A 25529-nucleotide genomic window follows, 5' to 3' on the forward strand; every position below is an offset into this window, starting at 1 on the left:
TACCATTATTTACAATTAACGTTTAACAGCTGAATACCTGCATTAGCTGTCTTTTCGTTATTAACGGGAGTATGTATATCAAAATGAGCATGACATTGTTGAGACCCCTTTGCCCCCCAGATCGCGGTGATGTCCCCGCTACCCGGTAAGCCACTGAGATACACCAGCCCTTCTTCACCGACAATACCTGTGTTGTCACTGTCTATGCCATTCACCGACACTAACGCACCAAATGGCACCTTATGGTTTCCTTGCGACAGGGTTATTAGTGCTCGACTACCTACGTTCGTTTTAAAGGTTGCCCGTACTATCGCTCCTGCTGTTGGCACAACTGACGTTACGTTTTCCTTCATATCAACATCTTCTGCCAAAGAGCCAGGTTCGAGACCAATACGTGTGCGCTGGTACGGGCTCAGGTAAGGGACAATGGCATAACCACGCCAGTCGGTACGCATACCTGTACCATTTTGTAATTTCGCCCCCGCAGCACCTGGTGCTTCAACCAGCGCCACGGACGTCATATCCCCTGACATTGGCTGTCCGAATGTGACTCCGTTCTGATGAACGATAACTGAGCCCTGGACTCCATAGTTTATTTGCTGAGAGTCTTTATCGTAGTTATAGCCCGCATTTAATTCACCATAAGTTCCCTTATAGTCTCCATAAACTGCGCCGCTATAGCCTTCATCTTTGTTACTGAATCCTTGAGCAAGGCTGTAAGATAAATTGTTGCCTTCCAGCGCCGTGCCACTTAAGGTTGCCTGAGAGTGCGTTTTGCCATGCATATCATTCACCATATTGGTGCTTATATATGCTCCCGGTAACCATTTAGAGAATGGAATGCTGACACTCAGCGCTAATTGCTGATCGGTAGATTCATATGAACGAGCCAACTCTGTGTAAGTGTACATGAGTGACCAGCTAATCCCATTCCATACAGAGTTGCTGTAACTGGTGCTTAAACTCCGCTCATAGCCTTTTTCGTTCCAGTAATCTTGCTGGTATCCAGAAAACGACAGGGAGCCCCAATCACCCTTATTTAAATTCTGAGTAAACTGAAGCTGTAATTTACTACGCCTGTTATTATTGGAACCCGAATAATTGCCATCATCATCATTGTTATAATCCATTGCCTCCTGAAATGTATAAAATCCTTTCGTGGAGTAACGGTAGCCAGCCAGCGTCACTGTAGAGTCTGTCGATAGAATATCTTTAGAATATTGAAAACGGTAAGATTGACCTTCCTGAGAGCGATCAATACCATTCATTTCTTTATCTAACGTGGTAAAAGCTTGAGTGGCATCCATTGAAACAGAGCCAGCCTCACCCAGGCTGAAACCTACACCCAACGCTAACGCATTATATTTATCTGCTGTCTGAAAACCGCCATACAATGTTACATCCCGCGGTAAGCCATACATCAGCGTTGCTTGCCCCAGTATCGGTTCATTACTCTTGTCGCTGAAAGCGCGGTATTCGCCGATTGTGAAACCGTACTTTAAACGACCTTCGCGCTGCATGACTGGTACGTTAGAAAAAGGTTGAATAAACGTGCGCTCTGAACCATCGGCCTCAGTAATAGTTACCTGCAAATCGCCACTGGATGACGTGGGAAATAAATCATTTATTGAAAATGCGCCTGGAGGTACATAAGTCTGATAAATGATGGTTCCATTTTGCTTGATAGTGACCTTTGCGTTACTGTTTGCAATTCCACTTACTGTTGGTGCGAAGCCACGCAAACTGTCCGGCAACATATTGTCATCTGATACGACTTGTACTCCTCGGAATTGCACGCTATCAAATATATCCGACTGCGTATAATTATCTCCAAGAGTGAGTTGCCCTTTGATTTTTGGGATTTCTCGCTGCATGTAGGTATTGATAGAATCCCAATGGCTAATTGAATAGTCATCAGCGGTTCCACTACTTTGCGTATAGTTCCAGGTACTATAATTACGCAAACGCCAGGCGCCAAAATTTGCGCCACTGCGTAAATTCAGGAAATAGCTTTTACCCGTACTACTACTACCAGAGTAGTCATTATTAGAACCCGTAAAGTTATAATCCATTAAAAATGCAGAAATACCTTTATCCCAATATTTTGGGTCCACGTATCCGTGAGCGTTTTGTTGCATTAAAGCTTGTGGAATCGAAAATTTCACCAGTTGACGTGAGAAGTCAAAATTGATACTGGCCTGAGGTATATAATGAGACAAGTCACTAATAACAGTTTCTTTTGGTAATCCTTTGAATTCTGGTATTAAATTGACCATTACCCCCCAATCATCAAGCTGGGCAATTGTGATTTGAGGCACTAAGGTGTCATCTTTATCAGTAACAAAATTTAAATCTTTCGTAGTCTTTTTTTCGTTATTAACGAAAACATCAACATGGTACATCCCCTGAGCTTGACCGCCCTCGGATGAAAACTGTGTTAAGTCCACTGATGTAACAGAAGGATTGTCGATTTCTAGCGCATTAGGGTTAAAGGTGACATCTTCCGCAAGACCTTGTCGGGACGCAAATATCGTCATAAGGGCTAATGCAATGCTTGTCAGACGTAAACAACCCTGTCTTTTATATATATAATTTATCATAACAGACCTTATCAACATTGGTAAATAATCAGACAGAGGTGATTTATTTATTAACAATTAAATAGGATACGTTTATCATCTAACTAAAACCATTCATGAGCTTATTTTCATTGCAAAGGAGATATCTCAGGATTACTATTTCCACCAAAATCATTAATAATATTCCAGGTAACCTGAGTGGCAGAAACGGCTGTGCTAAGCTGATACGTTGAATTGCCATGAGGGGGTACCATCACGTTAGAGGTATCAAGCTGTGTATTACCTGCCTTTAGCGAAAAGAACGTTATGTAATAAGGTGTCGGATTGTTGACCTGAATTTCATTACCGACCCGATGGAAGGATAATTTTTTATAATCCTCACTCGTTGGAGGTTCTAAACCTTCTGGGCGATAAATAAGCTTGATGCGGGTTTTGACTGAAATTTGCAGGACATTTTTTTTACCTTTTGCCGAAGCAGGAATCGACTTCACATTCATCCAATAAATTGATTCGCGGTCTTCTGGTAAACTTCCCCCGGTGCGGATGATACGCAGCATATTTTCATTACCGGAATCAAGACGAAATAGCGGCGGAGTAACTAAAAATGGAGGCTTTGGCGCTTCTTTATTTTCGCCTAAAGCACCAGCAGCATCAGTCCATGCCTGAATAAGATAGGGTATTTTATCCGGGTTTGTCACAGACAGAGAAACTTCGCGTTGCCCTCCATCAAAAATAACCCGTGTTCCACCGACAATGATACCTGCATTAGCGAATTGCCCCCACAGGCTGGTTAATGTCAGTAGAAATATACTAAACATCTTTTTGATATTCATATTTGGTCCTGCTGATGTTTAAGATTCAATAACAGTAAAAAATTAAAAAACAGAACCGTACATATAATTGCTATATGTACGGTTTGAGCATTCTATAAGTATTAAACCGTAATAATAGCTAAGTGATTAATTATACAGAACGGTAAACTGGCTGGTTGCATCCGCAGTACCTGCTGTGACTTTTTCAGCAGTTGCTTGATACTGACCAACATAGTTAAGCGTTGCGGAACCATCAGCAGCAACAGTTACACGTTTTGCGGAGGCAGTATCATTAACTTTAATTTGGGTACCATCGTCTGAATTATTAATACGTACTGCAACACCTGTTGCCGTCATGCCTGCATCAAGTTTGAGTAGGTCAGCAGTCGCAGCCGTGCCACCAAATACCACTGCAACGGTGCCTTCCGGGCATTCAGTCAATTTAATATCAAATTTCTGAGCCGTTGAAGTATCACCTGCAGCAGCAAATGAACTTGCAGCAACAGTGCCTAACGTAACGGTTTGGTCGGCACTTGCAGCATCAACGGAACATGCACTATCAACAATATTACCTTTAAATTTAATCGTACCGTCTGCTGCATTTACCATATTGCTCATGGTCAGAGAGGAAACAATCATTAATCCGCAATATAACTTTTTCATAAACATCTCCGGACTTTTATAAGTATCAATAAAATCTGAAAGTTAATCATCCCCTTTCTTTCATAAGGAATTATTTTCCTCATAAATTAAAAGCGGGAAGAATTAGCTTCTTTATGCTCAAGATTGAGAGCGTTAAATTTAACCGATGAGTATAATTTGTAAAAAATATTTAGGATCTCATTTGAGACTCAGTGAGGTTTTAATGACTATTTTCTTTTAAATTAAAAGATTATGAGTTGCCGCTAGTGATGCACATTAGAGGCTTTTTGATGGGTTATGCGAGTAGGATGAAGTATCACGTGAAATTGTTGTTTATAATTAACAATATTTCAACGCATTTACAACAGAAAAGCAATCGCGGTGGCGACTACGCACCGCGATTAAACGACCAAAAAAACCTGAGCGATGCCTTGAATTATAAAATGGCTCTCACCCGCTCTATTTCTCTTCGAATGTAATCGCGTTACATCTGTGAACGAACGCTATACATACTTAACACTTCTTTTGAATATCTCTCTTCGACCAAATAAGAAAATATTATTGCCCAGCAGGAGCTTCTGCTTCAGGAGAAGCATCCTCTACAACACGTTCTTGTTCCATAATTTTGTCCCAGGTTGCTTTCAGCACTTTCACATCAAATTCAGGCTCGCCTTTCGGCTGCAACAGAATCAATGCCATTTCGTGAGATAACTGCTGACGCAGATCCTGGTTCAGTTGCTCTACCGTTAAACCATTAAGAAAATCCTGACGCAGTTTCTGATATTGCTCCGGTGCGATATCCACCACCTGGTTTTGCAGCGTACGCAGCCGCTGGTTAATCAAAATATCGGTGTCGGTACGGGCATAGGTTGCGAACAGCTTCTGCAACTCGCCTTTTTTCTGGTTGATCAGCGCATCGAACTCGTCTTTCGACAGCCCTTTGCTGCGCACATTCGCCAACTCTTTCGCCACCAGATTCAGGTTGCTGTCCAGCTTCTCGCCCGGCGATTCGATATTAATGGCGCACTGCGCGCGCTGGAACAGTACCCGGCAGTCAAAGCCAAGATTAAGATCTTTGACGTTGCTGCGCGTTAAATACTGCTGCACGTGCCAGAACAGCGCTTCACGCGCCAGGTCGGCGCGCCAGTAGCGCAGCAGCGCGCTGGATTCGCGGATTGGCTGCCACGGCGTGTCCCAGGTAATACCAAGACGATCCTGACGCACGGCATCCGTCATAATGCTGACCGGTTCATGGCGCAGTGGGGAAAGCGTCGGCACTGGCGCTGGCGTTTCACGTTTGCCCTTCAGGCTGCCAAAGGTTTTATTGATTTGCTCCGCGACCGCGCGGCTGTCGATATTCCCGACCACGATCAGCGTCATGGCATCCGGTGTGTACCATTTCTGATAAAACGCCTTCAAATTCTCGGCGTCTACCGGTTGCTTCGGCGATTCAGACGGATCGTGCCCCAGCAGCGTCGAGCCTTTCAGGCGGTAACGCCAACTGCCCTCTTTGGTATCGGCGGGCGCGGTCAGCACCATGTCCTGAGTTTGCAGCGCGTGAGTCACGCTCTGCGGCGTAATGGTCAGATTACCTGCGGTATCCGCCAGCCAGGTCAGCGACTCTTTCAGCAGGTCGTTGCGGCTGTTCGGCAAGCTCAGGCTAAATTGCGTAAAGTCGTAGGAAACAACGGCGGGCGGCATAGGACGTTTAGGATCGATGCTTTGCTGCCATAAAGAACGCGCCTGGACGGGCTGTAAGCTGCCGCTTTGGGTAAGGGCAACCCGGGGTAAAAAATGGCTGTAACCTGTTTGCTGGGTACTTTCAGTCAGTGAACCGGTATTGATTAAAAAGCGAATTTCGATGCGGTCGCTGGGACGCTGTGGAGTAGCCAGAACCTGCCACTGAAAACCGTTTGAAAGTGTGCCCTGTTGCCATGCCGGGTCCGGCTGGAGCGCTTCTGCCTGCACGTTACCGGCAATGGCTAACAATAAGCCGCCGGTGAAAATTCGAGTAAATGTGCCCTGCATGTGAACCCCTGATCAACATTCCTGGTTAAAAACAAGCAAAGGCGGCCCGTCCTTTTTACGTGGGCCACCTAAGGTAACGTTTCGCTACAGCGTTTGACCGCGCAAACTGAAAAACGTCACGTTAAAAAATAAAAATTAGGGCAATTATGCGCAGGAGCCCGCAGCGAGGGCAAGTCGCTGCGGGCAAATGAGTGATATCAAGAGGATAATTGTTGTTTCGTTTCGTTACTGTTGCGGTTGTTCAGGGTGTCATTGAGCTTTTTCTGGTCCAGCTCTTTTACCCATTTCGCTACGACAACTGTCGCTACGCCGTTACCCACCAGGTTGGTTAACGCGCGCGCTTCAGACATGAAACGGTCAATACCGAGGATCAGCGCCAGGCCCGCCACCGGTAAATGCCCAACGGCGGAAATGGTCGCCGCCAGCACGATAAACCCACTCCCGGTTACCCCTGCGGCTCCTTTAGAGGAAAGCAGCAGCACCACCAACAAGGTGATTTGGTGGAAAATATCCATATGGCTATTGGTCGCCTGGGCAATAAACACCGCCGCCATCGTCAGGTAAATCGAGGTGCCGTCGAGGTTGAAGGAATAACCCGTCGGGATAACCAGCCCCACCACCGATTTACGGCAGCCCAGTTTTTCCATTTTATCCAGCATACGCGGCAGCGCGGATTCCGAAGAAGACGTGCCGAGTACGATCAGCAGTTCTTCACGGATATAGCGGATGAACTTGAAGATGCTGAAACCGGTCGCGCGGGCGATACTGCCGAGCACCACCACCACGAACAGGATACAGGTGATATAAAAGCAGATGATCAACTGGCCCAGTTGCACCAGCGTGCCGACGCCATATTTGCCAATGGTGAACGCCATCGCGCCGAACGCGCCGATAGGGGCCAGGCGCATGATCATGTTGATGATGCCGAAAATCACCTGCGAGAAGCTTTCAATCACGTTGAAAATCAGCTGGCCTTTGTTGCCCAGGCGATGCAGCGCAAAACCAAACATTACCGCGAACAGCAGCACTTGCAGAATGTTGCCGCTGGCAAACGCGCCGATCACGCTATTCGGGATCACGTCCATCAGGAACGCGACAATGCCCTGCTGTTCCGCCTGTTGGGCATACACCGCGACGGCTTTCGCATCGAGGGTCGCCGGGTCGACGTTCATTCCCGCGCCAGGCTGCACGATATTCACGATCACCAGACCGATAATGAGCGCCAGAGTAGAGACGATTTCAAAGTAGAGCAGCGCCACCGCACCGGTGCGGCCCACCGCTTTCATGCTTTCCATACCCGCGATGCCGGTTACCACGGTACAGAAAATAACCGGGGCGATAACCATTTTTATCAGTTTAACGAACGCATCGCCCAGCGGTTTCATCTGCGCGCCGAGTTCAGGGTAGTAATGGCCGAGTAAAATCCCGATAGCGATGGCGGCCAGAACTTGAAAATAAAGACTTTTGAATATTGAGATTTTCATAGGGTGTCCTTGCGAGGAAATGTCCACAGGATGCATAAGGTCTTTATGCAACCCGTGGCGCTAAAAATAACACCCACCAAACAGTGCAGATATAACAATGCATCAAAATTGAAACATAAATGTTAAGAAACTTGAGCTGGCTCGCACCAGCCCCTGTCGTCGCGCTGCGCTAAAACCTCATACTTTCGGATTAGATAACCCGTTTTTTTCAAATTCGGCTGGCGTCACCGCTTTGCCAAACAGATAGCCCTGGGCGACAACCACACCCGCGTCGGCTAACCATTGGCGCTGGGCATCGTTTTCTACCCCTTCGGCAATCACGTCCAGCTCCATGCTTTTCGCCATCGCGATAATGGCAGAAACCATGCTGTGGTCATCCGGAATACCCTCTACGAAGTTCTTGTCGATTTTCAGGATATCCACCGGCACGGACTTCATGTGATGCAAATGACGCAGGCTGGCGTAACCCATACCAAAATCATCCAGCGCAATACGCACCCCGGCCTGGCGCAGCGGACGCAGAATATTGACTGCGGCATCGGGATCGTCGATACGGCGGCTTTCGGTCACTTCCAGAATCAGCGTGCCCGGTTTGATGTGATAGCGCGACAGCAGTTCCAGCACGTCATTCATCATATTATGGTGTAGCAGCTGGAGCGCCGAGAGGTTCACCGACAGCGGCAAATCAATATTGCGCGACTGCCAGGCCGCCAGCAGACGGCAGGACTCTTCCAGGATCCAGTGCCCTACCGTAACCATCAGGCCGCAGGACTCAATGCGATCGATTAAATCTTCCGGCAGTTCCCAGTTGCCGTCCGGCTGTTTCTGGCGCAACAACACTTCGGCGCTGACCAGCTCACCGCTGCGCAAATCCACCTGCGGTTGCAGCCAGATGGCGAACTGGTCGCTGTCCAGCGCGGTAATAATGTCGCTCTCTTCGGTCAGGCGCTTTTGCGCCAGCGCCATTTGCACCGGGTCGAAGAACTGGATCTGGTTTTTGCCTTTGCGGCGCGCGCTAAAGGCGGCGGATATCGCCCGGCGATACAGCTGCTCCGGGCTTAAACCGCCATAAAACATGGCGATGCCGATGCTGGCGGTTGGGCGCAACTGAATCCCGTTAATCGGCAATTTTTCACCCAGTTCTTTTTGCAGACGCTGCGCCAGGGTAATCGCGTGCCAGGGTTCTTTTACCCCGTGGGCGATAATCGCGAAATCATAATGGCTGACCTGCGCCAGCACCATGCGCGGCGGCAGCGCCGCTTTCAGTTTACTCACCAGCGTCAGCAGCAAGACTTCGCGTTGTTCTTCATTCAGCACGCCCGCCACGTCCTGCAACGTTTCGCAGGCAATCACCAGTAACGCCAGCGGGTGGCTGTTGCCGGTGGATTGCTCCAGCAACGCCATTAGCAGCGGTTTATTGGGCAAATCCGTGGACGGGAAACGCGTGGCCTGGGATGTCATCTCTTCATGCTGGCGCAGCAGCGTTTGCTGATTACGGTTGTAACTGCGCACCAGCATGCCGATCTCATCGTCATGATGCAGGCGCGGCAGCGGCAACTGATGTCCGAGCACGTCCTGGGCATCGAGATGATTCAGCTCGCGCGCCAGCTTACGCAGCGGGCGCACCATCAGCCGGTTGATGCACCAGGTGATCGCCACGGACAGCATTAGCGACAGCAGCAGCCACGACGTCACCAACGTTGAAATGGCGCTGATAATGAATTTGTACATTCGCCAGGAATCCGCCTGCAGCACCAGATAGGCCAGCGGCTGCGGATTGGCGGGGCGTTCCAGTGAATAGAGCGGCAGAGAGATCTGCACCGGGATTTCAAAAATACGCGCAATCATCACCGGAATCGGCCTTTCAGGGGCAAAACTCACCCTCAGTGCCTGAAACTGGTTGGGCAGCACCACATCCGCGCGGCTAATCACACCGGCCGGTTTGATCTGCTGAAGGATGGCCTCCGCTTCAGGAATATCGGCTTTCAACACGGCGGCGGAAAGCGGCAGGCGCACGGAACGGGCAATGCTTTCCATCTGCATCGCGGTGTTATAACGATTTTGCTGCACGAAATGGAAAAGCAAAATCACAACAAAAATGAAAATAAAAACCACGGCAACGATCGAAACCATCGCCATCTGCTTTATCGTTAACGAACGACTGACTCGCAAGCTCTTTCTCCAAAGATACGACTACTCGCCAGGATACACTCATCATTATCCTGCGCGGGCAGAGTATACTGCATTGCGGTGGGTTTTAATCAGACCAGCAGGGGCTTTAAAGATTAATCCTGACACGCGTTAGCATGAGGCAACACCCGCTGCCGCTGCTTCGCTCTGTTGTTAAGCCGGTCCGTTCAGTCCCCTTACGCATACGCTCTCTTCCCTGCGGCCGAGATTAACCGCCCTGCGAAGAGTATAGACGCTGCACGGTGAGCGGCAGGCCCGTAAACCGGCAACTCTTCAGTGAGATCAGTAGATTGAACGCATCATTATTTTCACAAAGGGCCGCTGAAATTTTTGCCGGTAAAATTATCGCATCCCGTTAAAAAAATAACGGCGGAAATTAAATAGCCCACATAAAATAACCGGTAGCTTAATTTAGAAAATCCGCAATACGAAAATAGAATAAATTTTTATCATGAGAAATCCGCAAAATCATACCCTCTGTAATTAATTAAGCGCTATGGATATAACAACAGGCTCCTCGGTTTGTTTAGCATAAAATGAGCAAAATAATGCTAATGGATGAGAAACAATAGTGACCAGTATTGTACATAAACACAGGATAAGGGCCGCTAAATATATAAAAAACTGGGCTATACTCATCGCCACATCGTTGTGGGAGATCATGATCGCCGTCACTTTTTTTAGCAAATTCACTCTGTATTTCTTATGAAATAATTAATTTTCCTTAAGGAAGTGATATTAACAAGTGCTTGTATTTCTTATTTTTATCTAAGTATTAATTAAAAATAATCTTATCACCAAACAGAAAACATTAACTATAATCACTGGTAACTTTGTTAAGTAACAGTGTTCAACCTGTAAATAATCTGGACACATAAATTTCGCTTGATATAATTTTTGCGTTTTCACCTGTGAATATGGAGTTTCACAAATATCTCTGACCGGGTGGTCAATAAGCCTTTCGCATGATTTATCTTTTAAAATCTGGGGAAACTCAGCAATTCCCCGGCCTTGATATATACGTATTGCAATATGCAATGTGTAGCGTTGACTGTCTCGGGCAGGAATAAAAAATATAAGGGGTGTTATGCGTACCGCACAGCAATATAAAAAGATTGCCTTCAGGCAAGGTCTACGAGCGTCCTGCGCTCTGGGTTTGTGTTTATTCTTTCCAGTACTGGCAAACGCAGCGGATACAAACTACGACCAACTCATTATTCAAGCGCGTGAAGGTAATACGCGCGGGTTGCTCGATTATATGCGGATGCAGGAACAGCAAAATGAACTGAACGCCAACCAGGTCGCCGACTGGCTACAGGTGGCGGGCTGGTCTGGCAACGATGCGGAAGTCACCCGCATCTGGCAACGCTATCACACCAGCATGGATATTCCCGCCCGGGGTGTCGCTGCCGCTGCGCGGGCGTACCGTAACCAGAAGCAATGGAACACGTCGCTCAGCTTATGGGAACAGGCACGCCAGCTGGAACCCAATAACGATGACCTGCATGTCGGCTGGGTGATGACGCTGGCAGACGCGAAGCAAAACTACCGCGCCCTGGAGGAAGCCGAAGCGATGCTGGTCGCGGACCCAAGCGCGAAGCACTACCAACTGCTGGCTTATGTTTATCGCTCACAGGGCAAGAGCTGGGATACGCTGTTCGCCACTACGCGCGCCGAGGGGATTGAACCCACTAACGCCGAGCTGGAAAAATCGCTGCTCGGTACGCTGTCGGCCAACCGCATCTCTGGCCCGGCGCTCAATATGTCTCAGTCCGCCAATATCTCTCCGCAATTTGAACGCACCCTGGAAGCCGACGCCACCGCCGAGCTGGTTCGTATGTCTTTCACCTCCACACGCAGCGAGAAAGACCGTTTTATCGTGGCCGACAAAGCTCTCGCCCGTTACGACGTGTTGCTGAAAAAATGGAAAGACGACCCCAACGCCGCCGTGGAGTATCGCCGCGCCCGCGTTGACCGCCTCGGCGCGCTGTTGAACCGTAACCGCTACAGCGAAGTGGTGAGCGAGTATGAATCTCTGCTGGCCGACGGCAAACCGGTGCCAGACTACGCGCGCCGCTGGGCCGCATCGGCGTATCTGGCCGACCGTAAACCACAGGAAGCGCAAAAACTCTTTTCCGAGCTGTTCGGGCCGACCAACGCCGTGAACCTGCCTACCGATGATGAGCAGGACCTGTTCTACGCCTACATGGAAAGCGAGAACTACACGTTAGCCCAACAGGAAGTGGTGCAGATCCTCGAAAAAAGCCCATACCAGCGGCACTTTTACGGGTCGCCTACGCCAGGGCCGAACGATAAATGGCTGCTGGGGCGTACTCTGCTGGTGCAGTACGAGGTGATGACCAACGATCTGCCCGCAGCGGAAAAACTCAGCTATAACCTGGCGCGCAGCGCGCCGGGCAACCAGAGTCTGGTCATCAACTATGCGTCGGTGCTTGACGCGCGCGGCTTGCCCCGCGCCGCCGAGCGGGAACTGAAAATCGCCGAAGCGCTGGAACCTTCCAACCTTGAGCTGGAACGCCAGCAGGCCTACGTCGCGCTGGATCTCCAGGAGTGGCGGCAAATGGATCTGCTGACCGATGACGTGGTTAACCGCAGCGCTGAAGACCCGGCGAGCCAACGGCTCGACCGCATTCGCGATATTCATCATAAATCGGAATTGCGCATCAGCGGCTCGCAGGGCATTGACTCCGACAGCCCGGTGAGCGGTAGCCACGACTTCACGCTCAACTCGGCGATTTATGGCCCGCCAATGGGCGATAACTGGCGGCTGTTCGCGGGCTTCAACTACGCCAACAGTGAATTTGAAGAAGGCAAAGGCATCACGCGGGATGCGCTGGGCGGCATCGAATGGCGCGCCCGCGATTACTGGATTGAAGCCGAACTGTCGAACCGCAATTACAACGGCGGCAACAAATTAGGCGCGCGGCTCTCCGGCTGGCACGACTTCAACGATAACTGGCGCGTCGGCGGCTCCGCCGAGCGGCTGTCGCAAAACACGCCGTTACGCGCGATGCGTAACGATGTGACGGCGGATGGCGGTACAGCGTATGTGCGCTGGTATCAGAACGAGCGCCGGGAATATCAGCTCAGCGTCGCACCAAGCTGGTTCTCTGACGGCAACAACCGGTGGGAATTCGGCCTGAGCGGCAAAGAGCGGATGTTGACCCGTCCAACCTTCACGCTCGATTTCACCCCCAGCCTGTACGGCAGCACCAACAGCAAAGAGAACGTGCCCTACTACAACCCGAAACAGGACTTTTCCGTTACGCCCGCCATTCAGGCGGAACACATCATGTACCGCCGTTATGAAACGGTATGGAGCCAACAGTTTGCCGCAGGCGTGGGTGCCTACTGGCAGAAAAATTACGACACCGGTTTGATTACCCAGGTGGGATACGGTCAGCGGTTGCAGTTAAACAATACCTTCGACGCCGGCGTCATGTTGACCTGGGACAAACGTCCCTACGACGGGAAACGTGAGCAAAACCTTGGCGTCGCCTTTGATCTGAATGTACGGTTTTAAGGATTAATCATGCTGAAACAAGTGTTCCGTATCGCACTGTTGGTGGCGTCCTGGTTGCTGATCACCGCCTGCGGTAACGCACAAAAGCCCCGTTTCCTGCCGCCGGAGCAGCGTCCGCAGCTGGAAGCCAACCGCCCCTGGCCGCAAAACAGCTTTTTAGTACTCGGTTACCATGACGTGGAAGATAACGCTGCCGATCAGCGTTATCTGTCGGTGCGTACCAGCGCCCTGAACGATCAGATGGCCTGGTTGCGCGACCACGGCTATCACCCGGTTAGCGTTCAGCAAATTCTTGATGCCCATAACGGCGTCCGTCCGTTACCTGCCAAAGCCGTATTACTGACCTTCGATGACGGTTACCGCAGTTTCTATGACCGCGTCTGGCCGCTGTTGCAGGCCTATAAATTCCCTGCGCTGTGGGCCCCGGTGGGAAGCTGGGTCGATGCACCGCCGAATCAAAAGGTGAATTTCGGCGGCTTAATGACAGCGCGCAATAAGTTCGCCACCTGGGATATGGTGCGGGAACTGAGTAAATCGCACCTGGTGGAAATCGGCTCCCATACCTGGAACTCGCACTACGGTAGCCAGGCCAACCCGCAGGGAAGCCAACTGCCCGCCGTTGCTAACCGGTTGTATGACAAAAATACCGGTAAATATGAAACCGACGAGCAGTTCACCCAACGTATCGAAAGCGACGTGGTGCGCATAACCGATAAAATCACCGAAGTCACCGGCAAAGCGCCACGCGCCTGGGTTTGGCCATACGGTGCCTCCAACGGCACTTCGCTGGCTATCGCCAAAAAACACGGTTACCAGATGGCGTTCACGTTGCAGGATGGCCTGGCGAACGCTAACGACCTCAGCAGTATTCCGCGCATACTGATTTCCGATAACCCGAATATCCGCGAATTCGCCAATACCCTGAATCAGGTGCAGGAAGTCTGGCCGAAGCGCGTGATGCACATCGATCTTGATTACGTGTACGACAAAAATCCGGCGCAGCAGAAACGCAATATCGATAAGCTGATCCAGCGCGTGTACGACATGAAAATCACCCATGTCTATTTGCAGGCCTTCGCCGACCCAACGGGCGATGGCACCGTGAGATCGGTGTACTTCAATAACAGCGTCCTGCCGGTGCGTGAAGATCTGTTTAACTATATGTCGTGGCAGCTACAAACCCGAACTGGGGTCGTCGTGTATGCGTGGATGCCGGTGCTGGCGGTAGATTTAGAGAAGTCGATCCCCCGCGTGCAGGCCTGGAACCCGAAAACCAATCGGCTGGAAAAGGGCAAGCAGCACTATCAGCGGATCTCGCCGTGGAGCGCCGAAGGCCGCCAGCAAATCACCCAGCTTTACCAGGATCTGGCGCGCTATGCCTCGTTCCGCGGCATCCTGTTCCATGACGACGCCATGCTGACGGATTTTGAAGATGCCAGCCCGGTGGCGATGAACGCGTACCACGCCGCCGGTTTCAACGGCACCATCAGCGATATTCGCAGCAACCCGGACACGTTCCAGCGCTGGACGCGTTACAAGAGCCGCTACCTGATTGACTATACCCGCACCCTGGCCCAGGCGGTGCGGGATATCCGCGGCCCGTATGTGAAAACCTCGCGCAACATTTATGCGATGCCGATCCTCGAACCGGAAAGCGAAGCCTGGTTCGCGCAAAACCTCAACGATTTCCTCTCGACTTACGACTGGACCGCGCCAATGGCGATGCCGCTTATGGAAGGCGTACCTTTGCAAGAGAGTAATGCCTGGCTGGATAAGCTGGTACGAACCGTAGCGAAAGACCCGAATGCCCTGAATAAGACGGTCTTCGAACTTCAAGCCAGGGACTGGAACAAGGATGACAATCACTCGGAAATCAGCGGTGCGCAGTTGGCCGAATGGATGAAGCAGCTCCAGATGAGCGGCGCCAGACATTTTGGTTACTACCCTGATGATTTCATTAATGATAAGCCTGAGATGTCCCAGGTCAGACCGGCATTCTCATCTTTCTGGTATCCGAAAAATGATTGATCGTTTAATAGCTTTTCTCGTTCTTTGCCTGGTATTCAGCATCCCGCTCGGCGTGGCGGTGATCTTTACCGGCGAAATGATGCTGAACTTCGTGTTCTTCTGGCCGCTGTTTATGTCCGCCATCTGGATAACCGGCGGGATTTACTTCTGGTTCTACCGCGAGCGCAAATGGCCGTGGGGCAAAGAGGTGCCTCCGCCCGTGCTGGAGGGCAATCCGCTGATTTCCATTCTGATCCCCTGTTACAACGAGGGGCTGAACGCGCGGGAAACGGTGCAAGCCGCCATGGCGCAGCGCTATGAAAACATTGAAGTGATCGCCATTAACGACGGTTCTTCCGATAACACCGCCGAGGTGCTCGATATGCTGGCTGCGGAGTATCCGCGCCTGCGCGTGATCCATCTGGCAGAAAACCAGGGGAAAGCGGTGGCACTGAAAACCGGGGCCGCTGCCGCGCGTAGCGATTTCCTGGTGTGTATCGACGGTGATGCCCTGCTGGACCGCGACACCGCCGCCTATCTGGTCGCGCCGCTGTTGCAGTTCCCGCGCGTCGGTGCGGTAACCGGAAATCCGCGCATCCGTACCCGCTCCACGCTGATTGGCCGCGTTCAGGTGGGGGAATTCTCCTCCATCATCGGGCTGATTAAACGTACCCAGCGCATTTACGGGCAGGTGTTTACCGTCTCTGGCGTGATCGCCGCGTTCCGCCGCAGCGCGCTGGCGGAGGTAGGCTACTGGAGCCCGGATATGATCACCGAAGACATTGATATCAGTTGGAAATTGCAGCTGCGCCACTGGTCGATATTCTTTGAACCGCGCGCGCTGTGCTGGATTTTGATGCCGGAGACGTTAAAGGGTCTATGGAAACAGCGCCTGCGCTGGGCGCAGGGCGGCGCGGAAGTCTTCCTGGTGAATATGCGCCGCCTGGCCGCCTGGGAATATCGCCGCATGTGGCCGCTGTACTGGGAGTTTACGCTGTCCACCACCTGGGCCTTTGCCTACGCCATGAGCGTGGTGCTGTTTGTGCTGGGTTACCTGGTGCCGATGCCGGAGGATTTACAGATCCACAGCCTGTTCCCACCGGCGTTTACCGGCCTAATGCTGGGCGTGGTGTGTTTAGTGCAGTTCCTGGTCAGCCTGTTGATTGAGCGCCGTTATGAAAAAGGCATCGCCGGCTCGCTGTTCTGGGTGATTTGGTTCCCGGTGGTGTACTGGATGCTGAGCCTGTTCACTACCCTCGTCGCCTTCCCGAAAGTCATGTTGAAACGCCAGCGCGCCCGCGCGCGTTGGGTGAGTCCTGACCGTGGTATTGGGAGAATATAACGATGGAACATCCATTAATTTTCACCGAACAGCGCAAGCTGCCGAAATTTATCGATCTTGTTATGACCGTGGGTGCCTGGCTGGGGTTCGCTTATCTGATTTATTTGGGGCTGGTCAAGGCGCTGTCAGAAAACGCGTTTATGGGGCCGCGCCCGTTTGAATCCACGCTGGTCACCCTGGCGCTCTATTTTCTCATTGCGCTGATTAACGGACTGGTGCTGATCCTGTGGGCCAAATATAACCAGCTGCGCTTTCGCGTGGAACGCCGCAAACGCCGCCCGGCGCTGGCGGCCAAAGAACTGGCGGTCAGCTTTCATATTACGCCGGAACTGGTCACCGAACTGAATAAAGCGCGGGTGCTGACGGTTTACCACAACGCCACAGGCGGCATTTCTTATGTGGACATTAAGCAGGGTATTAACGATAACCTGCTGCCTGCTCCGCCGCTAAAGTTGCAAATGATGCCCCCGCCGCTGCGCCAGAGGACACCGGCGACGTTATAGGGGGACGGTAAGGAAGAACGCCAGCGATACGCTGGCGTTTTTGTCTGGAATCATGGCCGCAATAAAATGTATATCCCATTGACATATCCCATGAGCCTTTTATTCTTTTAGATTAAATGACGTACACATACCGGAGGCCATCATGGGAAAAACGACTGTATTCAAAAGCAACCGCAGTCAGGCGGTTCGCTTGCCAAAAGCCGTTTCGTTACCGGAAGACGTTAAGCATGTCGAGATTGTCGCAGTGGGCCGTACCCGTATCATCACGCCCGCAGGAGAACGGTGGGATAGCTGGTTCGATGGCGAAGGTGTCAGCGATGACTTTATGTCCGACAGGGAACAACCGGCAGCGCAAAGCAGAGAAGATTTTTAATGCTTAAGTATCTCCTTGATACCAATATTTGTATTTTTACAATGAAAAACAAACCACAGACTGTCCGTGATGCTTTCAATCGGCATGACGGGCAAATGTGCATCAGTTCAGTGACGTTGATGGAACTGATTGTGGGAGCGGAAAAATCACTACAGGTTGAGAGAAACCTACACGCAATTGAAGGTTTTACCGCTCGTCTGGTGGTACTGCCTTACGACGCCGGGGCGGCTAATCATACGGGCCAAATCAGAGCGGAATTAGAGCGAAGAGGCTCAACAATTGGCGCTTATGACTACATGATAGCAGGCCATGCTCGTTCTCAAGGATTGATTGTAGTGACGAATAATCGGCGCGATTTCGATCGTGTGCCAGGGTTAAGGATAGAAGACTGGTCAGTGCAATAATCTTTTATTTATTAAAAGATTAACTGACAGTAATGTACCATCAGTGGCGTACATTACTGCCAGAACGCGGCAAATTTCGAAAATGAATCGTGGTTAATGAACGCCCTTTCCGCCTTCACCGCCAATCATCATCAACCCGGCTTCAGTCTGCACGAAGCGCGGCGCTTTAAGATCTGTGACCAGCACCGAGACTAATTCAGATAACAACCCGGTAATCGACGCCTCCTGTTGCGCCGTCTGCTGATGTTGTAATAACAGCAGAGTGAGCGCCGCACAGTACTCCCGCAGCGTTTCGGAATCCGTTGAAAATGGGCCGCGATAATCATCTGGCGTTGCCGCATCGATGGTTAGCCTGTCGATAAGATGCGGTGGCAATGTCGCGTCTAACGCGCTTCTTAACACTTCCAGCCCAGCGAGCAACCGCCCGCATAGTGCCATGCGCTCGGTGTGGTTGTCGCTTTCAATCAGCGCGTCGGCAAGGTGACGGCAGCGGTCGAGTAATTCGAATAAATCCAGGCTGTTACCCAGTGGCGCAGAAAGCAGAAGCGGGATCGCAGAGTCGGTATCTGACTCGGGGAGCATGATTTCAGGACGAGCGAATGTGGTACTATTAGCGTTAGCCATAGCGTTACTCCGTGATTAACGTTTGTGGTTAGACGCCTCGGTAGTGGTTCCAAGCACTCCGGGGCGTTGTTTATGGTGGTTTCGCTATGTTAAAGTGGCCACCAATGAAAGCTAAACTATTCCGTAGGTGGCCTCTTGTCAATTATCAAAAGAGATAAAAAATCGACAATTGGGGGACAGGCCCCACAATTCAAAATGCGTATTGACCCGGCATTGCGTGAACAACTTGACGCCGAGGCCGCAGCACAAGGCGTGAGTCTGGCGAACTGGTTTAAAAACCTGGCGCGTGAGGCGTTACGGCAGAAAGGAATTGAGCCGAAGGGGTAAGACAATTATCAGATTTTTGCCTGGCAACGTTGCAGCATTTACCAATATAGTTTTTACAGCTCCACCTCATCCACATTCATCAACCGACGCAGCCGGTGCCGATAGCACTGTAATACCAACGCCACATCGCTTTCAGGCATAAACGACGCGCGATAAACCTTCTCAACCGTCACCGCCTCTTTCTGCATCTGCGCAAACAGGCGTAATACCACGGCACGCGCCAGCCCCATCGCCTCGCCCAGCAGTAAAAAATCTTTGCCGAGATATTCGCCGTACTGGGTTTTCATGCCCGGAGCCCGATCCCGTTCCCCTTCTTCGCAGCGCAGAAGCGGCAATGCTAAAAACCCGCTGTTAAACGCGGCCGGATAAGGCGCAACGCTGACAAAATCATAAACCGGTGCCAGTTCAGGAGCGCCCGCAACCGGCAGGATCAGCCCAAAGTTACGCAAGTGCATATCGTTGTTGCCCAGCAGGTAAGCGTAAGCAATGCGCCGGAACAGGTCGATTTTAAACGCCAGGTTGTCATTAACGTGAGCAAGCAAGAACTCGGCCAGTTGTTGATAACTAACGTACTGCTTGCCGTCTTCGCGAATTTTGCCGTACTTTTCGCCCACGTTCATCGCAGCGTCCAGTTGCTCCTGATGCAACGATTTTCCCTGAGCGTCCCGGTCGAAGCGGCGCACGATAAAGGCATATTCATCCGCATCGCCAGGCTGGGCGTTAGCAAAACGTACCAGCCCGTGCGGCGGCACGGCAAACCCCAGGCGCGACATTAACGTCATCGTGGCGTGTTCGTTTTCCGCCAGGAAAGGAAACTCCGCCGGAGAAGGTTTGAGAATATAGTCGCCCTGGTGATCCACCACGTTAAACGCGTCGTTTTGCTGTACGACCTGTAATTTTGGCTGATAGCCGGAAATACTCATGCCCGCCTGCGTCCTGGGTAGCTCAGCAATAAATTCGCTGCGGGAGAAAGGCAGTTGCGGATCGGCCCGCCCATCGCCGGTAAGCTGTTTTAAACCGCGCGAGGAATAACCCGTCGCCTCATCGCGTGGATGCAACGGCGTCAGAGAGATTCGACAATTTGCCATTACGCCTCCTCAGCCCTGAGTTGCACCGCGCCAATCAGGTTTTTACCGTTATCAATAAGCATCCCCAGCAGATCTTTTTCATCCCGCTGTTGAAGCTGGCTATAGCGATGCCTGAGCCAGCCTTCCGGGGCCAGTGAGACAAAAAAAGGGTGCAGCGTGGCGCAGTGAAAGGTGCGCTGACTGACCGGCAGACTCAGCGACAGCGGCGGCCCCTGATAGTTATCGCGATAGGTAAAGCGATAACCGGTTGTGTCCTGTACCAGTTCACCAACCGGTTCGCCATACAGCAGCACGGTCACACGGCGGTGCATAGTTTCACCCCCAGCGTTCGGGCGACGGCCAGAACGGTGCCGAATTTGACCTATTCAAGATCTTTAAACAGCCGTTTGAGGGTTGAGACCGATACGCCCGTTTGAAGCTCGAGTATGGCCAGATCGATGCCTAGCTGTTTACGACGGTCATTGAGTAAAGCACCAAGCTCACCGGGAGTTTCAATCGCTTGCGCGCTACCCGACGGTGCAGCAGCATCATGATTTAGCAGGCTTTGACGAACATGATTAAGCTCTTCGCTCAGCGCTTGCAGTTTCCAGGTGACAGAGGCAAGGGTATTCTCGTTCATAAATGAGCCTATGATTCATTTCTAAAAAATAAATAGCTCAAATATAAACCAATAAACTGTAAAAAGCTCATAAAAAATACATAAAGAATATTGTAACCATTAAAAGCTCAAAAATGAGCTTTTTAAATATCTCACCGGTTCAGCTCCGTCGGCAGCTATTCAAAAACGCCAGCATCGCCGTGGCGTCTTTCTCAACGTAGAAGCTCACCATCCTGTCATTAAATTCCTGCGCCCGGGCAGCCGGAACGCTGATGGGATCAAAGCCATGCTTCATTAACCAGCCGTTCATCATATGGCGACTGGTGCGTTTGTTGCCGTCAAAAAAGAACTGTTGCAGTGCGCCGAACAGAAACATCACCAGCGCGCCCTCAAAAGGCGGCAGCGTTTTAATGAAAGCGACGCCATCAGCATAGACCCGGTTAAGCTCCGCCGCGCCCGCTACTGTTGGCAAAGGGTGATGCTCACCCTTTTCGCCCAGAGCGACATAGGGCGAGTAGCTGGTTTCCTCCCCTTCCCCGCGAAACACGCCCCATTCCAGCGCCTCGTTACGCGCCACGATCGTGTGCAGCAGAATGAACGTAGGCTTATTCAGGTCGAAGCGTCCGTTCTTCACCAACTCCACCAGCTTTTTGCTGCTGTCGGCCAGGTTAGTGACCTGTTCCGCATCAGAGAGTTTGTGCCCGCCGACGGTGACGCCATCCAGCAGCGTTTGCACTTCGACAAAGGTAAACGGGTTATTTTCCAGCTTCGCCGCATCCCAGACAAACGACGCCAGCTGCTGCTGGTAGATCGCTAACGCCCGGCGCGTGGTGCCCGGCGTAACCGCAGGAAGAACGCTGGCGTCCCAGGTGAAACCAAGCGGCGTGGAAGATTGTATGCTCAAGATAAACTCCTTTTGTCTCCCCGCGGATCATTGACGTTAGCGGACCGGAAGAGACAAAAATGTATCACAACAGCGAGGAACTGAAGAGTAGACGAAAAAAAGCCGGGATATCGTCCCGGCTGTTGTGATTAACGGATTTCCCCGTTCTCATCCTGGTCCACTGCGAAGCAGGCGACTAACTGCCCGCCATAAGACTTCAACTGCGGCTGCAACTGGGTGCAGGGGCCGAAGCGGCGGCGGCAGCGGGCGTTAAACGCGCAGCCCGGCGGCGGGTTGAGCGGGCTTGGCAGTTCGCCGGTCAGTTTGATGCGCTCGCGGCGGTCATCCGGGTTCAGGCGCGGCGTGGCAGAAAGCAGCGCCTGGGTGTACGGATGACGCGGATTGTTAAAAATCTCATCCTTGGTGCCTTTCTCCACGCAGCGGCCCAGGTACATCACCATCACTTCATCGGCAATGTGCTCTACCACCGAGAGATCGTGGGAAATAAATACATAAGACAACCCCAAATCCTGCTGCAAATCCATCATCAGGTTCAGCACCTGGGCGCGTACCGACACGTCCAGCGCGGAAACCGGTTCGTCGGCGATCACCACGTCCGGATCGAGCATCAGCCCACGGGCGATAGCGATACGCTGGCGCTGCCCGCCGGAGAACATATGCGGATAACGGTCGTAATGTTCGGTTTTCAGGCCGACTTTCGCCATCATTGCCAGCGCTTTCTCGCGGCGCGCGTCCTTGCTGAGATCGGTGTTGATCAGCAGCGGCTCTTCGAGGATCTGGCCCACTTTTTTACGCGGGTTGAGCGATCCATACGGGTTCTGGAACACGATCTGGATTTTCTGGCGGCGCAGCTTTTGCGCCTGCGGATCGTGCTTAAGCAGATCCTGGCCCTGATAATAGAGCTCGCCGCCGGAAGGCGTTTCGATCATGGTCAGCAGACGGCCCAGCGTGGATTTCCCACAGCCGGATTCGCCCACCACCGCCAGGGTTTTGCCGCGCTCCAGGCTGAACGACACGCCGTCCAGCGCTTTTACCAGCCGCTCCGGGGCGAACATGCCTTTTTTAACCGGGTAATGTTTCTTCAAATCTATAGCCAGCAACAGCGGTTGCGTGGTGGCCTCAAGCGTACTCATAGTTAGGCCTCCCGGCATCATCAAGTGGGTAATGGCATTTCGACTGACGACCGTTGTCGACGGTATTCAAATCGGGTTCTACGCTGCGGCATTTGTCGGTGGCGTAGGGGCAGCGTGGGTTCAGCAGGCAGCCGTTCGGGCGGTCGTATTTACCCGGAACCACGCCCGGCAACGACGCCAGACGCGCTTTATCCTGGGCAAACTCCGGCAGCGCGCGCAGCAGCGCCTGGGTGTACGGATGGCGCGGCGCGCGGAAAATATCCCGCGAGTCGCCCGCTTCTACCACCTGTCCCGCGTACATCACGATGATTTTATGGGCCGCTTCCGCCACCAGCGCCAGGTCATGGGTGATCAGGATCAGCGCCATGTTCTCGCGCTGTTGCAGCTCCAGCAGCAGCTCGATGATCTGCGCCTGGATGGTCACATCCAGCGCCGTGGTCGGTTCATCGGCAATCAGCAGTTTTGGCCGACAGGCAATCGCCATGGCGATCATCACGCGCTGGCTCATCCCGCCTGACAGTTGGTGCGGATACACGTCCAGACGCGAGGCCGGATCGGGAATGCCCACCTGGTTAAGCAAATCAATCGCCCGCTGACGGCGGGTTTTTTTGTTGCCGCCCTGGTGCACCTTGATAGCTTCCATGATCTGGAAACCCACGGTGTAACAGGGGTTCAGGCTGGTCATAGGGTCCTGGAAAATCATCGCCACTTCTGAGCCCACCAGATTACGGCGCTCTCTTTCTGAAATGCGTTTCAAATCCTGGCCGTTAAACTCCAGGTTATCCGCCATCACGCGGCCCGGATAATCAATCAGCCCCATAATCGCCAGCGAGCTTACCGATTTACCGGAACCGGATTCGCCGACGATACCCACCACCTGACCTTGCTCCACGCTGTAGCTGACACGGTCAACGGCACGGAACGGGGTGCCTTCGTCGCCGAAGTGCACCGATAATTTATCTACATTCAATAACGCCATCTCGTGCCTCTTTACTGCTTGAGTTTGGGATCGAGCGCATCACGCAGGCCGTCACCCATCAGGTTAAATGCCAGCACCGTCAGCAGGATAGCTAGACCCGGGAAGGTCACTACCCACCAGGCACTTTGTGCGAACTGCAACACGTCGGAGAGCATGGTGCCCCACTCCGGTGTTGGCGGTTGCGCACCCATGCCGAGGAAGCCAAGGGCGGCCATATCGAGAATGGCGTTAGAGAAGCCAAGCGATGCCTGAACAATCAGCGGCGCGAGGCAGTTAGGGAAAATGTTGATGAACATCTGGCGCATCGCGCCTGCGCCCGCTACGCGGGAAGCGGTCACGTAATCGCGGTTCACTTCCACCAGCACCGCCGCACGGGTTAAACGCACGTAGTGCGGCAGCGCCACGAAGGTGAGCGCCAGCGCGGCGTTACCGATCGACGGGCCGAAAATCGCCACCAGCACCAGCGCCAACAGCAGGCTGGGCAGCGCCAGCATGATATCGACCACGCGCATGATGATGTTATCGACGATACCGCCGAAGTAGCCCGCCACCAGGCCGAGCACGATGCCCATCACCAGCGACAGTACCACCACCAGGCAGCCCACCAGCAGTGACAGGCGCGCGCCGTACATCAGCCGCGACAGCACATCGCGGCCCACATCGTCCGTACCCAGCAGATGCGCCAGGCTGCCGCCATCCTGCCAGGCAGGCGGTGCCAGCAGCGCGTCGCGGAACTGGTCCGCCGGGTTATAGGGTGCGATAAAGTTGGCGAACACGGCGATAAAAAGCACCACCACCACGTACACCAGCCCCACTACCGCGCCTTTATTGCGTTTAAAGTAGTGCCAGAACTCCTGCATCGGCGTCATTGGCACCGGTGCGGCCACCACCTTGTTTTCTGTCATTTGCGTCATGATGGCCCCTTATTTCTTATGACGAATACGCGGGTTCACCACGCCGTACAGCAAATCGACCAGCAGGTTGACCAGGATAATCATGGTCGCCACCAGCAGTACACCGCCCTGCACCACCGGATAATCACGGCGTTGCAGCGCGTCAATCAGCCAGCGCCCCAGGCCCGGCCAGGAGAAGATAGTTTCGGTGAGGATCGCGCCCGCCAGCAGCGTGCCGACCTGCAAACCGATTACCGTCACCACCGGCAGCATCGCGTTACGCAGGGCGTGGACGATGATAACGCGCATCCGGGTCAAGCCCTTGGCGCGCGCGGTGCGGATGTAATCTTCACCCAGCACTTCCAGCATTGAGGAGCGTGTCATACGCACAATCACCGCCAGCGGAATGGTGCCGAGCACGATGGCCGGTAAAATCATATGGGCCAGCGCATCGATAAAGTTGCCCTCTTCGCCCCAAATCGCGGTGTCGATCAGCATAAAGCCAGTCAATGGATTGGCGTCGTCAAGGAACACCATGTCGCTCACCCGCCCGGAAACCGGCGTCAGGTTCCATTGCACCGAGACCAGCATGATCAGCATCATGCCCCACCAGAAAATCGGCATGGAGTAGCCGGTCAGCGCCAGGCCAACGGCGGTGTGATCGAAGATAGAGCCGCGTTTCACCGCTGCCAGCACCCCAACCGGAATACCCACCGCAACGGCGAAAATCATGGCGCAAACCCCGAGTTCCAGGGTCGCCTGGAAGCGAGGCACGAATTCTTCCCAAACCGGGAGACGGCTTTTTAACGAAATACCTAAATCACCGTGCATTACGCCCCAGATGTAATTGACGTACTGCTGCCACAGCGGCTTATCAAGGCCGAGCGCTGCCAGCATTTCAGCGTGACGTTCCGGGGAGAGCCCGCGTTCGCCAGCCATAATCATGACCGGGTCACCAGGGATCATATGGACGAATGCGAAGGTGAGTAGGGTGATGCCTATAAAGGTGGGAATAACCAACCCCAGGCGTCGAAGGATGAACTGCAGCATATCCCGAATTCTCAGTAATCTCCCG

The 25529-nt window shown here is 52.5% G+C and carries 22 protein-coding genes; 7 read left to right on the forward strand and 15 right to left on the reverse strand.

Annotated features, from left to right (window positions below; genetic code table 11):
- Positions 1–5 precede the first annotated feature (5 nt).
- The 6 genes from RT120_RS12995 to hmsP all read right to left on the reverse strand — a co-directional run bounded on the left by RT120_RS12995 (position 6) and on the right by hmsP (position 9717).
- Positions 6–2600, reverse strand: a complete 2595-nt coding sequence (locus tag RT120_RS12995) for a fimbria/pilus outer membrane usher protein (RefSeq protein WP_312983060.1) — start codon at positions 2598–2600, stop codon at positions 6–8.
- A 107-nt stretch (positions 2601–2707) separates the two neighbouring features.
- Complete coding sequence (locus RT120_RS13000) at positions 2708–3412, reverse strand: molecular chaperone (RefSeq protein ID WP_312983062.1); 705 nt, start codon at positions 3410–3412, stop codon at positions 2708–2710.
- A 126-nt stretch (positions 3413–3538) separates the two neighbouring features.
- Entirely contained in the window at positions 3539–4054 is a 516-nt protein-coding gene (locus tag RT120_RS13005; RefSeq protein WP_312983064.1) for a fimbrial protein, read from the reverse strand.
- Positions 4055–4591: 537 nt separating this feature from the next.
- A complete protein-coding gene (locus RT120_RS13010) occupies positions 4592–6061 on the reverse strand; it encodes a pitrilysin family protein (RefSeq protein WP_312983066.1) in 1470 nt (489 codons plus the stop codon).
- A 197-nt stretch (positions 6062–6258) separates the two neighbouring features.
- Complete coding sequence (locus tag RT120_RS13015; protein WP_312983067.1) at positions 6259–7545, reverse strand: dicarboxylate/amino acid:cation symporter; 1287 nt, start codon at positions 7543–7545, stop codon at positions 6259–6261.
- Positions 7546–7722: 177 nt separating this feature from the next.
- Complete coding sequence (hmsP, locus tag RT120_RS13020) at positions 7723–9717, reverse strand: biofilm formation regulator HmsP (protein WP_312983069.1); 1995 nt, start codon at positions 9715–9717, stop codon at positions 7723–7725.
- A gap of 1105 nt (positions 9718–10822) precedes the next feature.
- Between hmsP and pgaA the strand changes: the two genes are divergently transcribed.
- The 6 genes from pgaA (at position 10823) to vapC (ending at position 17908) form a co-directional block, all read left to right on the forward strand.
- Positions 10823–13279, forward strand: coding sequence for a poly-beta-1,6 N-acetyl-D-glucosamine export porin PgaA (gene pgaA / locus RT120_RS13025; protein ID WP_312983070.1), 2457 nt, complete (start codon positions 10823–10825; stop codon positions 13277–13279).
- Between the two features lie 9 nt (positions 13280–13288).
- The gene (pgaB, locus tag RT120_RS13030) at positions 13289–15307 is read left to right on the forward strand and encodes a poly-beta-1,6-N-acetyl-D-glucosamine N-deacetylase PgaB (RefSeq protein WP_312983072.1); all 2019 of its coding nucleotides are present in this window, start codon (positions 13289–13291) and stop codon (positions 15305–15307) included.
- Positions 15300–16628, forward strand: coding sequence for a poly-beta-1,6-N-acetyl-D-glucosamine synthase (gene pgaC / locus RT120_RS13035; protein WP_312983074.1), 1329 nt, complete (start codon positions 15300–15302; stop codon positions 16626–16628). The genes pgaB and pgaC overlap by 8 nt, the downstream gene beginning before the upstream one ends.
- A gap of 2 nt (positions 16629–16630) precedes the next feature.
- Positions 16631–17131, forward strand: coding sequence for a poly-beta-1,6-N-acetyl-D-glucosamine biosynthesis protein PgaD (gene pgaD, locus RT120_RS13040; RefSeq protein WP_312983075.1), 501 nt, complete (start codon positions 16631–16633; stop codon positions 17129–17131).
- 142 nt (positions 17132–17273) lie between these two features.
- A complete protein-coding gene (vapB, locus tag RT120_RS13045) occupies positions 17274–17504 on the forward strand; it encodes a type II toxin-antitoxin system VapB family antitoxin (protein WP_312983077.1) in 231 nt (76 codons plus the stop codon).
- Positions 17504–17908 carry a tRNA(fMet)-specific endonuclease VapC gene (gene vapC / locus RT120_RS13050; protein WP_312983079.1) on the forward strand — a complete coding sequence of 135 codons (405 nt, stop codon included), beginning with the start codon at positions 17504–17506 and terminating at the stop codon, positions 17906–17908. The genes vapB and vapC overlap by 1 nt, the downstream gene beginning before the upstream one ends.
- A gap of 93 nt (positions 17909–18001) precedes the next feature.
- On the opposite strand, the gene RT120_RS13055 is transcribed toward vapC, so the two are convergent.
- On the reverse strand, positions 18002–18532 hold the full coding sequence (locus RT120_RS13055; RefSeq protein ID WP_312983081.1) for a hypothetical protein: 531 nt from the start codon (positions 18530–18532) through the stop codon (positions 18002–18004).
- Between the two features lie 135 nt (positions 18533–18667).
- Between RT120_RS13055 and RT120_RS13060 the strand changes: the two genes are divergently transcribed.
- A complete protein-coding gene (locus RT120_RS13060) occupies positions 18668–18859 on the forward strand; it encodes a toxin-antitoxin system HicB family antitoxin (RefSeq protein ID WP_312983083.1) in 192 nt (63 codons plus the stop codon).
- Positions 18860–18912: 53 nt separating this feature from the next.
- Here the strand turns inward: RT120_RS13060 and RT120_RS13065 are convergent, their stop codons facing one another.
- The 8 genes from RT120_RS13065 to dppB form a co-directional block, all read right to left on the reverse strand.
- On the reverse strand, positions 18913–19947 hold the full coding sequence (locus RT120_RS13065; protein ID WP_312983086.1) for a HipA domain-containing protein: 1035 nt from the start codon (positions 19945–19947) through the stop codon (positions 18913–18915).
- The gene (locus RT120_RS13070) at positions 19947–20258 is read right to left on the reverse strand and encodes a HipA N-terminal domain-containing protein (RefSeq protein WP_312983088.1); all 312 of its coding nucleotides are present in this window, start codon (positions 20256–20258) and stop codon (positions 19947–19949) included. Before RT120_RS13070 ends, RT120_RS13065 begins: the two co-directional genes overlap by 1 nt.
- A gap of 50 nt (positions 20259–20308) precedes the next feature.
- Positions 20309–20566 (reverse strand): hypothetical protein, encoded by a 258-nt coding sequence (locus tag RT120_RS13075; protein WP_312983090.1) that lies wholly within the window; start codon positions 20564–20566, stop codon positions 20309–20311.
- Between the two features lie 139 nt (positions 20567–20705).
- Positions 20706–21443: a Fic family protein gene (locus tag RT120_RS13080; protein ID WP_409515048.1), complete on the reverse strand. Its 738-nt coding sequence runs from the start codon at positions 21441–21443 to the stop codon at positions 20706–20708.
- Between the two features lie 134 nt (positions 21444–21577).
- The gene (dppF, locus tag RT120_RS13085; RefSeq protein ID WP_312983094.1) at positions 21578–22582 is read right to left on the reverse strand and encodes a dipeptide ABC transporter ATP-binding subunit DppF; all 1005 of its coding nucleotides are present in this window, start codon (positions 22580–22582) and stop codon (positions 21578–21580) included.
- Positions 22569–23561: a dipeptide ABC transporter ATP-binding protein gene (gene dppD, locus RT120_RS13090; RefSeq protein WP_151602793.1), complete on the reverse strand. Its 993-nt coding sequence runs from the start codon at positions 23559–23561 to the stop codon at positions 22569–22571. Before dppD ends, dppF begins: the two co-directional genes overlap by 14 nt.
- Positions 23562–23572: 11 nt before the next feature.
- Positions 23573–24475: a dipeptide ABC transporter permease DppC gene (dppC, locus tag RT120_RS13095; RefSeq protein WP_312983097.1), complete on the reverse strand. Its 903-nt coding sequence runs from the start codon at positions 24473–24475 to the stop codon at positions 23573–23575.
- 9 nt (positions 24476–24484) lie between these two features.
- A complete protein-coding gene (gene dppB, locus RT120_RS13100; RefSeq protein WP_312983099.1) occupies positions 24485–25504 on the reverse strand; it encodes a dipeptide ABC transporter permease DppB in 1020 nt (339 codons plus the stop codon).
- Positions 25505–25529: the final 25 nt, after the last annotated feature.

This window comes from Atlantibacter sp. (genome assembly GCF_032062175.1).
Taxonomy (GTDB): Bacteria; Pseudomonadota; Gammaproteobacteria; order Enterobacterales; family Enterobacteriaceae; genus Atlantibacter.